The organism is Paractinoplanes pyxinae, from assembly GCF_026626335.1.
GTDB lineage: Bacteria > Actinomycetota > Actinomycetes > Mycobacteriales > Micromonosporaceae > Actinoplanes > Actinoplanes pyxinae.
In genome coordinates this window covers 729,574-740,217 of the sequence record NZ_JAPNTZ010000001.1, presented here as the reverse complement: position 1 = coordinate 740,217, position 10,644 = coordinate 729,574, and the positions used below count along the sequence as shown (strand labels likewise).

The 10,644-nt window shown below is 72.0% G+C and carries 9 protein-coding genes; all 9 read right to left on the bottom strand.

What is annotated here, in order from left to right; genetic code table 11:
* Positions 1-28 precede the first annotated feature (28 nt).
* The 9 genes from OWR29_RS03190 to OWR29_RS03150 all read right to left on the bottom strand — a co-directional run bounded on the left by OWR29_RS03190 (position 29) and on the right by OWR29_RS03150 (position 10,587).
* The gene (locus OWR29_RS03190) at positions 29-1,621 is read right to left on the bottom strand and encodes an ABC transporter substrate-binding protein (protein ID WP_267560782.1); all 1,593 of its coding nucleotides are present in this window, start codon (positions 1,619-1,621) and stop codon (positions 29-31) included.
* Between the two features lie 12 nt (positions 1,622-1,633).
* Positions 1,634-2,782: a pyridoxal phosphate-dependent aminotransferase gene (locus OWR29_RS03185; RefSeq protein ID WP_267560781.1), complete on the bottom strand. Its 1,149-nt coding sequence runs from the start codon at positions 2,780-2,782 to the stop codon at positions 1,634-1,636.
* Positions 2,779-3,528, bottom strand: a complete 750-nt coding sequence (locus OWR29_RS03180) for an SDR family oxidoreductase (protein WP_267560780.1) — start codon at positions 3,526-3,528, stop codon at positions 2,779-2,781. Before OWR29_RS03180 ends, OWR29_RS03185 begins: the two co-directional genes overlap by 4 nt.
* Positions 3,525-4,430, bottom strand: a complete 906-nt coding sequence (locus OWR29_RS03175) for a dihydrodipicolinate synthase family protein (RefSeq protein WP_267560779.1) — start codon at positions 4,428-4,430, stop codon at positions 3,525-3,527. The genes OWR29_RS03180 and OWR29_RS03175 overlap by 4 nt, the downstream gene beginning before the upstream one ends.
* A gap of 13 nt (positions 4,431-4,443) precedes the next feature.
* Entirely contained in the window at positions 4,444-5,442 is a 999-nt protein-coding gene (locus OWR29_RS03170; protein WP_267560778.1) for a D-2-hydroxyacid dehydrogenase, read from the bottom strand.
* 83 nt (positions 5,443-5,525) lie between these two features.
* On the bottom strand, positions 5,526-8,273 hold the full coding sequence (locus OWR29_RS03165) for a helix-turn-helix transcriptional regulator (RefSeq protein ID WP_267560777.1): 2,748 nt from the start codon (positions 8,271-8,273) through the stop codon (positions 5,526-5,528).
* Positions 8,240-8,431, bottom strand: coding sequence for a hypothetical protein (locus OWR29_RS03160; RefSeq protein WP_267560776.1), 192 nt, complete (start codon positions 8,429-8,431; stop codon positions 8,240-8,242). The genes OWR29_RS03165 and OWR29_RS03160 overlap by 34 nt, the downstream gene beginning before the upstream one ends.
* Before the next feature lie 69 nt (positions 8,432-8,500).
* Positions 8,501-9,466 carry a nucleoside hydrolase gene (locus OWR29_RS03155; protein WP_267560775.1) on the bottom strand — a complete coding sequence of 322 codons (966 nt, stop codon included), beginning with the start codon at positions 9,464-9,466 and terminating at the stop codon, positions 8,501-8,503.
* On the bottom strand, positions 9,463-10,587 hold the full coding sequence (locus OWR29_RS03150) for a serine hydrolase domain-containing protein (protein WP_267561177.1): 1,125 nt from the start codon (positions 10,585-10,587) through the stop codon (positions 9,463-9,465). Before OWR29_RS03150 ends, OWR29_RS03155 begins: the two co-directional genes overlap by 4 nt.
* Between the last annotated feature and the right edge of the window lie 57 nt (positions 10,588-10,644).

Sequence of the window (10,644 nt, the reverse complement as noted above, 5' to 3'; positions counted from 1 at the left end):
GAAAAAAGGAGCGGCCGGGGGAAACCGGTCAGCGACTGGCGGCGCCGTCGGTCTTCCAGTAGTTGGTCATGTCCCAGCCCCAGATCGGCTGCGAGTGGTAGCCGCCCACGGTCTTGTTGAAGACCTCGGTCTTGGAGCCGTAGTAGAGGGGCACCACCGGGTTGTCGGCCAGCATGGCCTTGGTGGCCTGCACGTAGACCTCGGTCGCGGCCGCGTTGTCCTTGGCCGCGAGCGCCTTGTTGACCAGGTCGTCCACGTTCTTGTTGCAGTAGAACGGGTAGTTCTGGCCGCCCGGAATGGCCGCCGCGCAGGACAGCAGCGCCTGGTAGAAGTCGCTGGCGTCCGGGTAGTCGGCCACCCAGAAGGTGAGCGTCATCGGGGCCTTGCCGGGCGTGCCGGCCAGGTCGAAGAAGGCGCTCTGCTGCACCGGCTTGGCGTTGACGGTGATACCGATCTTCGCGAGGTCCTGCTGCAACTGGGGCAGCAGCGCGGTCCACGGCGAGGTGTTCCACGAGTACATCTCGGTCGAGAAGCCGTTCGGGTAGCCGGCCTCGCTCAGCAGCTGCTTGGCCTTGGCGATGTCTTGGTCGTGGGTCAGCTTCTCCTCGGTGTAGCCGGTGATGCCCGGCGGCAGGTACTCGTTGGCCGGCTTGCCCTGCCCGGCCACCAGCTTGAGGAGGAAGTTGCGGTCGAAGGCGTACGAAACCGCCTCGCGCACCTTCGGGTTGTCGAACGGCTTCATCTTCGTGTTCATGGTGACGAAGTAGGTCGACGGCTTGACGATCGTCGTGGTCTGCGCCTTGAGCGACGCGTTGTTGGTGACCGTGAGGTAGTCGGCGGCCGGGATCGGGTCGCCCATCAGGTCGATGTCGCCCTTCTGCAGCGACAGCAGCGCGACGTGCGGGTCCACGCCGAGCTTCTCGACGACCTTGTCGACGTACGGGCGCGGGGAGTCCCAGTACTTGGTGTTGCGGTTGACCACGATCTCCTGGCCGGGAGTGAAGTGGTCGAGCGTGAACGGGCCCGAACCGACGGGCTGGTTGCCGCCCGTGCCGTCCTCGATGACCGACGAGTGCGGCATGGCCAGCACGTACTTGAAGGCGCTGTTGGGCGCGGACATCTTGATCTGCAGGGTGGTGTCGTCGACCGCGGTGATGCCCTTGGCGCCGCCGGCCACGCCGGTCCAGAAGCCCTGCACCGGCGACTTGGTGGCCGGGTCGAAGATGCGGCCGAACGAGTAGACGAAGTCCTTGGCGGTGACCGGCTTGCCGTCGCTGAACGTCATGCCGGAACGCAGCTTGATGGTGTACGTGAGCCCGTCCGCGCTGACCTCGGGCTCGGCCGACGCGGCCTGCGGCGCGATGTTCATCGTGTCGCCGGTGTAGTCGTACAGCCGGTCGTACAGCATGCGCATGTTGTTCCAGCAGGTGGCGTCGTAGCACACCGCCGGGTCGAAGGTCTTGGGGTCGCTCTGGTAGGCGACGGTCATGGTGCCGCCGTACTTGGCGGTGGTGCCACCGCCGGTGGCGGGGGAATCGGCATCGCTGGTGCCGGCGCAGGCGGCGGTCAGACCGACCGCGCCCGAGAGCAACGCCGCCAGGATGAGCTTGCGAGCAGCCATCCGGGGCCTCCTTTACTTTTCCGGGTGGGGGTGATGTTCGGCGAGCAGGGAGCGGACGTCGGTGAGGCCGCGGACCACGTTGTCGGTGGCCGCCGCCAGGGAGAGGCGGAGATGTCCGGCGCCGGCCGGCCCGAAGGCCGTTCCGGGCGCCGCGGCGGTGCCGGTCTCGTCGAGCAGGCGCCGGGCGAAGCCGTCGTCCTGCGCGCCGGGCACCGTGAGCCAGAGGTAGAAGGCGCCGGCCGGCCGGGTGGCAGGCAGGCCGAGCCGCTGGGCCGCGGCCAGGGCGACGTCGCGGCGTTCGCGGTACGCGGTCCGCATGACGGCCACGCAGTGCTGGTCGCCGGTGAGGGCCGCGACCGCGGCGTGCTGAGCGATGGTGTTCACACAAGAGGCGGTCACCTCTTGCACGCGGGCCAGTCCGGCCGCGAGTTCGGGGGTGGTCACGGCGTAGCCGACGCGCCAGCCGGTCATGGCGTAGCTCTTCGACAGCGAGAACACGGTGACCGACGGGACGCCGGGCGCGGCCGCGGCGAAGGAGGGGGCGGGCTTGTCCAGCCAGAGCTGGTCGTAGCACTCGTCGGAGATGACGACCAGGTTGTGGCGGGCCGCCCACTCACCGATCTCGGCCATCTGGGCCGCGGTCCACTGATAGCCGACCGGGTTGGACGGCGAGTTGGTGACGATCGCCTTGGTGCGGGGGCTCGTGAGCGTGGCGAGATGGTCGTAGTCCGGGGTGTGGTTGTCTTTTTCGACGAGCCGGTAGCCGCGTGGCACCGCTCCGAGCAGGGTGGCGATCGTGCCGAAGTTGGGCCAGCCGGGATCGGGGACCAGGATTTCGTCGCCCGGTGAGAGCAGAGTGCGGTAGGTGGCGAACAGCGCGCCCACTCCGCCCGCGGTGACGACAACCTGGCCGCTGTTAAGGGCATTGTCGCGGGCCAGCTTGACGGTTACGGCGTCGCGCAGGGCGGGCAGGCCGACGCTGGGGCCGTAGCGGGTGTGGCCGTCGCGTGCGGCCCGGTCGGCGGCCTCGACGATGTGGGCCGGGGTGTCGAAGTCGGGCTCGCCGAACTCGAGGTGGTTGGCGTCGGGGCGGGCCCAGGCGGCGTTGGCCACCGCGCGGATGCCGGAGGCGGCGGTGTTCGCGACCTCGGGGGCGATCACGTCAGGCTCCGCATCATGCCGCCGTCGCACGACAGCAGGCTCGCGGTCACGTACGACGAGGCCGGAGAGGCGAGGAATCCGACGACGCTGGCGAATTCCTCGGGCTGGCCGTAGCGGCCGGCCGGAATGGTGGCGATGGACGCGGCCCGTACGTCGGCCTCGTCCTTTCCCGTACGCGTGGCGGCGGCCCGGTCGAGGGCGGCCACCCGCTCGGTGTCGATCCGCCCCGGCACCACGCCGTTGACCGTCACGCCGTCGGCCGCCACCGTCCGGCCGACCGTCTTGAGCCAGGCCGCCAGGGCCGCGCGGCCCGAGTTCGAGTAGGACAGCTCGGGCAGCGGCTCGCGCACCCCGGACGACAGCACCGCGATGATCCGGCCGAAGCCGCGTTCCCGCATCCCCGGCAGGAGCCGGGTGGCCAGGTCGATCGGGGTCACCGTGAGCAACTGCAGGGCCCGGCGCCACTCGTCGGCGTCAGTCTTGTCGGCCGGGGCCGGCGGCGGGCCGCCCGCGTTGAGCACGAGAATGTCGGCTTCACCGGCCGCGTCCGCGACCTTCTCGGCAGCCCCGGGGTCGGAAGCGTCAGCAGCGACGGTCTCGATCTTCACGCCGGTCAAAGATTGCGCCACAGAGGAAAGGCGTTCCTGGTTGCGGGCCCACAGCAACAGGTCATAACCCTGAGCGGCCAGGTTGCGGGCGATGGCGGCGCCCAGGCCCGAGCTGGCCCCGCCGACGACGGCCTTCACAGGGCCAGCGCTTCCGGCGCGGGCACCAGGCCGACGCGGGCCAGCACATCGTCCAGGTCGTCGAGCGTGCGCTGGTCGGGCAGGGGGCTGAGCGCCCGGGTACGAGCAGTGGACAGCACCCCGCGCCGGCGCAGCACCTCCTTGCGGATGCCGAGCCCGGCCTTGGGCTGGCCCTCGAAGGCGATGTACGGCAGGTATTTGTCGTTGAGGCGGGCGGCCTCGGCCCAGTCCCCGGCTTCGGCCGCGAGCCGGATCGCCCGCAGGATCTCGGGGAAGGCGAAGCCGGTCATCGTGCCCGCTCCCCCGCGCCGCAGCTCGTTGTAGGCGCTGACCCCGCCCAGCCCGCCGAAGACGGTCAGGCCGGGCCGCTGGTCCAGCAGCTTGGAGATCTTCGGCGGCGTCGGCGGGTCCTCCAGCTTCACCGTCTCGGCGCCGCACGCGTCGAGCGCGGCCAGCAGCCCCGAAACCGGCATCGTGACACCGGTCGCGGCCGGCTCGTCCTGCACGATCACCGGGACGTCGAGCCCGGACGCGGCCGCCTTGTAGAAGGCGCCGATCGTGTCCGTGTCCTTGAGCAGCGGAGGCGCGGACACCATGACCGCGGCCGCTCCGGCCTCGACCGCCCGGCGTGCGTTCTCCTTCACCACGGCCGCCGACGGCGCCGAGCATCCGACGGCGAACGGGATGACGTCGCGGGCCGCTCCGGCCACCGTGTTCAGCACGAGGTCGCGCTCGGCGGCGGTCAGGTCGGCCGCCTCGCCCATCACGCCGAGGATGGTGATGCCGTCGGCGCCCCACCGGGCGGCCGCCGCGACGAGCCGGGTCAGGCTCTCGGCATCCACGGCGCCGTCCCCGGTGAACGGCGTCGGGCTGATGTACCAGGTGCCACGCAGGCTGCTCATCTGATTCCTCCGGTCAGTAGCCGCGGTCGCGGTGGTAGCGGTTGCGCATCGGCTCGCCGGCTCGGTAGCGGCGCAGGTTGTCGAGGAAGAGATCCACCAGGGCGGCGTTCTCGCCGGCCACGGTCGACGCCGAGTGCGGCGAGACCAGCACGTTGTCCAGGTCCCAGAGCGGCGACGAGTCCGGCAGCGGCTCGGTCGCGAAGACGTCGAGCGCCGCGCCGCCGAGATGCCCCTCACCGAGCGATTCGATCAAGGCCGGCTCGTCGACGACGGGTCCTCGGGCGATGTTCACCAGGACGGCGCCGCGCGGCAGCCGGGCCAGCTGCTTGGCGCCGATCAGCCCCTCGGTCTCGGGCGTGAGCGGGCAGCAGAGCACGAGCACGTCGGTGCGGGGCAGCACGTCGTCGAGGTCAACGGCGTTTCCCGTACGACCGATGCCGATCACCTCCGTGCCGAGCGCCTCGAAGGTGCGGACGACCTGCCGCCCCATCCCGCCCAGCCCGACCACCGTGACCGTGCGACCGGCCAGCTGGGCGGTGGTGTAGCGCTCGAAGATGTGCGCCCGCTGCCGCCGGCGCAGCTCGGGCACGCCCTTGATGAAGTGCAGCGCGCCGGTGACGGCGAACTCGGCCAGCGGCACGGCGTGGATGCCGCCCGCGGTGGTGAACTCGATGCCGGTGCGGTCGAGCCCGGTGCGCTGCACGAAGCCGCCGATGCCGGCGCTGGTCGCCTGCACCCAGCGCAGCCTGGGCGCCCGCTCGGCCAGCTCGGCCGGCCGCTCCCAGTCGAAGTCGAAGGCGATGTCGGCCCGGGAAAGCATGTCGGCCCACCGCCCGGCCTGCTCGGCGGTCAGCTCGGGGCGCTTGCCGCCGTGGTCGCAGCGGTACTGCGGCACCGGCACCAGCTCGGGCTGGTAGAGCACGGTCAGACCGGGGTCGGCCGCGGCGATGCGGTCCACAAGCTCCGGTTCGAGGTAGCTCGCGATGACGACCGTCAACGGTGTCGAAGGCATGAACGGATCTTTAGCGGTCGACCGCTGATTGTCGACCGTCGACCGCTCGTCGTTACCATTCCTTTACCGAAAGCAGTCCGGAATCAGGCGGTTACGTCGCGAATGACCAGCGGTCCCACTTCGGTGCGGGAGCTGACACCGAGCTTGCGCAGGATGTTGGAGACGTGAACGGCCGCGGTTTTGGGTGAGATGTAGAGCCGCCGGGCCAGCTCGGTGTTGGTCAGGCCCTCGCTGATCAGCACGGCCACCTCGCGTTCGCGCGGCGTGAGGGCGGCCGGGCCGGTCACCGCCGGGGGTGCACCGGCCGGAGCCAGGCCCAGCTGAGCCCGGACCTGGTCGAGCTGAGCCACCCGCCACCCCGCCCAGCGGGCCAGCAGGGGCGTGGCGGCGTCGGCCTGTTCGGCGGCCTCGGCCCGGCGGTCGGCGGCCAGCAGGCAGCGTGTGGCCCCGACCCGTACGGTGCCTCGGACCGAAGGTTGAAAGGACTCCACATCGGTCACCGCGAGATAGGCGGGCAGCGCCTCGGCGTGCTTGCCGCGGGCCTCGGCGAGCTGGGCGCCGACCAGCGTCTGATAGGCCTGCGAGACCTCGGGGCGCACCAGATCGGCGACCAGGCGGTCGAGCCGGGGCGCGGGCAGGCCGAGGTCCAGCGCGGCCGAGATCAGGTCGTGGGCCTGCTCGCCGCTGCGCCACTCCTGGTGGGTCAGGCCGGCCAGCAGCTCGTCCATGGCGGCCTCGGCGCGCGGCAGGTCGCCGCGGCGGCAGGCCAGGTGGAACGTGAGGCCGGGAACCGTGGCGGGCAGGTTGTCGGCCAGCTCGGCGAGGTCGGCCACGATCTGCTCGACCCGGTCGTACTCGCCCGCCTCGAGCAGCAGCCCGGCCAGGAAGACGCCGTGATAGTCGGCCCAGCGGCCCCGGCGCCGGTAGCCGCTGTCGTTCTCGCGGCCCTCCTCGAGCGCGGCGATGCCGGCCCGCAGGTCGCCGGTGCGCTGGGCGAGCCGGGCCCGGCCCTGGAAGTACGTGGCCACGGCCAGCGACTCGAAGCCGGCGCGCTCGGCGTCGACCCGCATGCGTTCCAGGGCCTCGGCGTGCTCGTCGGGCGAGGCCGGTGGCACCTCTTGCACCAGCGTGTTCAAGGCGCGGGCGGCCAGCACCCACTCCCCCGCCTTCTCGGCCTCGTCGACCAGGGCGGACAAAATCTCGCGGCCCTCGGCGGCGGACTGCGGGCGTTCGCTGAGCGAGGATCCCTTCTCGAGCAGCGCGGTCAGCCGGATCACCGGCAGGTCGAACTCGTCGGCCAGGGCCAGCGCGCGGTCGCTCCACAGCAGCGCGGCCTCGAGGTCGTCGCGCAGGTAGGCCGACTGGGCGATCGCGGTCATCGCGCGGGCCTGTCCGGCCCCCGGCGGGAGCTGCGCGATCAGGGTCTCGATGTCGTGCGTCAGGGCGCCCATCTCGTCGAACTCGCGGGACTCCCACGCCAGGCGGACGAGCAGGTACAGCGCCTCGGCCCGGTCGGCGGCGGCGCCGGCCAGGTCACGCCAGCGGCGGCCGTAACGCAGGGCGTCGTCGAGCAGGCCGGCCAGCCAGGCCGCCCGGGCCGCGGCGCCGAGCAGTTCGGTGTCGTCGGGCAGCTCGTCGAGGCCCATCTCGGCCAGCTGCAACGCCTGATAGGCGGAGCCGATCGACAGGTAGAGGGCGGCGCCGCTGCGGGCGGCCGCGACCAGATCGTCGTACCGGCCGGCGCCGCGGGCGTGGTGAGCCACCATGGCCGGGTCGGACGAGCCGCCCTGCAACAACACCTCGAGGGCGGCCTCGTGCAACCGCCGGCGCTGGCGGCCGAGCAGCTGGTCGGCGATCGCCTCGCGCACCAGGGCGTGCCGGAACGCGAACTCGTCCTCGCCCGCCTCGACCAGCACCCCGCGGGTCACGAGCTCGCGCAGGACGGCGATCAGCTCGTCCTCGCCTGTGCGGGAGACGCCGGCGAGCAGGTCGAACGGTATGCGCTGGCCGAGCACGGCGGCCGCCTCGACGATGCGCACACTGGCCGGATCAAGGTCGTCGACCTGGCGGCGCAGCACGTCGGCCAGGCTCCACGGCAGCGGCTGCTCGACCAGCGTCTCGACGTCCGTGCTGGGCAGCGCGCGCAGCAGCTCTTCCAGGAAGAACGGGTTGCCGCCGGTGCGGTGGTGCAGGGCGGTCGCGGCCCGCATCGGGGCCGGCGCACCGGTGGCGGCGGCCAGCAGGGCTGCGGTCTGGGCCGGGGTGAGGCGATCGAGCCGTACGTGGGTGACGGCGTGCCGCCGTTCCAGGCGGGCCAGCAACCCGGCCACCGGCTGCCGGCGGGTCACGTCGTCGGGCCGGTAGGTGCCGATGAGCAGGCGCGGCCCGCGCTGATCGGCTATCCGCTCGAACAGGGCCGCGCTCTCGGAGTCGGCCCAGTGCAGGTCTTCGAAGACGACGACGGCGGGCCGGTCGGCGATCAGGTCGGCCAGGATGGCCACGCCGGTGTGCAGGCGCTCGACCGGGCTGCGCCGGGCGTCGGCCAGGGCGGCCAGCTGCTGCTCGTCGACCTCGGGCCGGCCGTCGATGGCGTCGAGCAGCACTTCGTACGGCCGGGAAAGCGATCCCGGCTCGGCCTGCCCGACCAGAACGACTGTCGAGGCGGGCAGGGTGGCCAGCAGCTCGTGCACCAGCCGGGTCTTGCCGATGCCCGGTTCGCCGGCGATGACCGCGACGGCCGGCTCACCGGACGAGGCGAGCCGCGCCAACCGGCGCAGCTCGCCCTCACGACCGATCATCACCGGGCTGGCACCGCCGCGGAGGGTTCGCACGGGGCAACCCTACCGGTGGGCGGCCGCGCGGTGCGGGGGCGACGAGCGCGCAGGGCCTCGCGGGCGCGCTTGAGGATCTGCGCCTTCTCGGACTCGGCGATCATCTCGCGGTGACGGTCGTTGACCATGGTCAGCATGAGTTCGGGGTGGACCAGCATGACTGCCTCCTTGTTGCCGGGTGATGACTCAATCCTCGGCAAGCAGAGGCCCCGTCACATCGGGAGCGTTTACCTATCTTCGCTGGTCACGAGCGTCCTAGGTATGCCTAGAGCACGCACCGCGCCGATAAGCATGGGCCAGAAGGCATCGACGTCCAGCCCCACCGCGACGTCCGCGTTGTCCGGCCGTGCGCTGCGATGATGCAGGTCGGCGACGGTCGCGCCGCGGGTGTACGTGCCCCCGAGCTCGACCACGACCGGGGCGGCCACCGTGCGTACGACGGAAGGGTCGAGCACGTAAGCCACCGCGACCGGATCGTGCACGGGCGGGTGCTCGAAGCCGAAGTTGCGCCGGTAGGCGTCCGCGAAGAACGTCATCAGCTCGGCGCAGGTGGTGCCGAGCCGGGTGCCCAGCGCGCGGAACTCCTCGATGATCTGCGTGGTGGCCAGCGCCCGGTGCGTGACGTTGAGCCCGACCATGGTGATCGGCAGGCCCGACCGCAGCACGATGTCGGCCGCCTCCGGGTCGGTGACGATATTGAATTCCCCGTACGGCGTGGTGTTGCCGCGATCGGTCGATCCACCCATGAAGACGATCCGGCGCACCCGGGCCGCCGCCTCGGGATGCAGGCGCAGCAGCAGCGCGACGTTGGTCAGCGGCCCGAGCGCGATCAGCGTGACCGGCTCGGGCGAGCCCTCGATCAGCCGCCGCATCAGCTCGACCGCGTGCACCCCGGCCGTACCGGCCACCGGGACGTCGAGGTCGGGCCCGTCCAGCCCCGACTCGCCGTGGATGTCGCCGGCCACGGTCAGCTCGCCGACCAGCGGCCGCTCGCACCCGGCGGCCAGCGGTACGTCCGACGCCCCGGCCAGCGCGAGGATCTTCTGTGCGTTCCGGGTCGTCTTCTCGAGCGTCTGATTCCCGGCGACCGTGGTGACGCCGAGCAGGTCGAGCCGCGGGTCGCCCAGCGCCAGCAGCAGCGCCATGGCGTCGTCGTGGCCGGGGTCGCAGTCGATGATGACGGGTCTGGTCACGTCACTCCCGGAAGAATCGTGCCGCTGAGCAGGCTGCCCGGGTCGGGCGGGCCCTCGGGATTGTTGGTGACGACCACGACCAGGTCGCGCTCGGGCACCACGGCGATGTACTGGCCTCCGTAACCGACCGCCGTGAACGACCGCTGACCGGCGCCGTCGTCGTCGATCCACCAGTGCAGGCCGTAGCCGGTCAGCACGTCGGGCGGCAGGCCGGTCGGCCGGGTGGCCGCGTCCACGAAGGCGGCCGGCACCACCTGGCGGCCCTCCCAGCGGCCGCCGTTGAGATAGAGATAGCCGAGCTTGGCCAGTTCCCGTGTGGGCAGCCGCAGGAATCCGCCGCCGCAGTGAATGCCCTGCGGGTCGACCGGCCAGGCCACCGAGGCCTTGGTGTAAGCCGGATCGACGTCGGGGTCGAAGGCGCCACCCATCCTCGGCTCGTACATCGTCGTGGTGTCGATGCCCAGCGGTGTGAACAGTTTCTCGCGGGCGTAGTCCAGCACCGTCCGGCCGGTGGCCCGGGCCACGATGGCCGCCAGCAGGTGCGAGCTGGCGCTGCTGTACTGGAACCGGACGCCCGGCTCGGCGATGAGGCGGCGGCCCAGGATCTGGCGCACCCAGTCCGGGCTCGCCCACAGATCGTCCTCCCCGGCCGGGTCGCCGGCCAGCCCGGCGGTCATGGTCAGCAGGTGCCGGACGGTCACCCCGGCCAGGGCCGACCGCGGGGCGGCCAGCAGCTCGCCCACGGTCTGGTCGAGGCTCTTGATCTTTCCCTCGCCCAGGGCGATGCCGACCAGGGTGGCGACGAAACTCTTGGTCACCGACCGGACGTCGTGCCCGGAGGCCGCGGTCAGGCCGTGCCAGTAGCGCTCGTGGACGACGTAGCCGTGCCGGACGACCAGGACGCTGCGCACCTCGGTGAAGACGTCGCCGACCTGCTGGTCGAACCGGGCCAGCGCGGCCGGGTCGACGCCCTGGGTCCGCGGCGCCGCGGTGGGCCAGCCGGTGGTCGGCCAGGCGGCCCGCGGCGCCGTCGGGGCGGTCGGGTCGGGAGCGGGCGGGGAGTCCGAGCAGGCGGTCAACGCGCAGATCAGTGCCGCCGCGACGAGCCCTCGCACTCTCATCACTCCGCCCTCCTAGCGGCACGCTACGCCTTTTCTTGACAGCATGTCCGGCCCGGC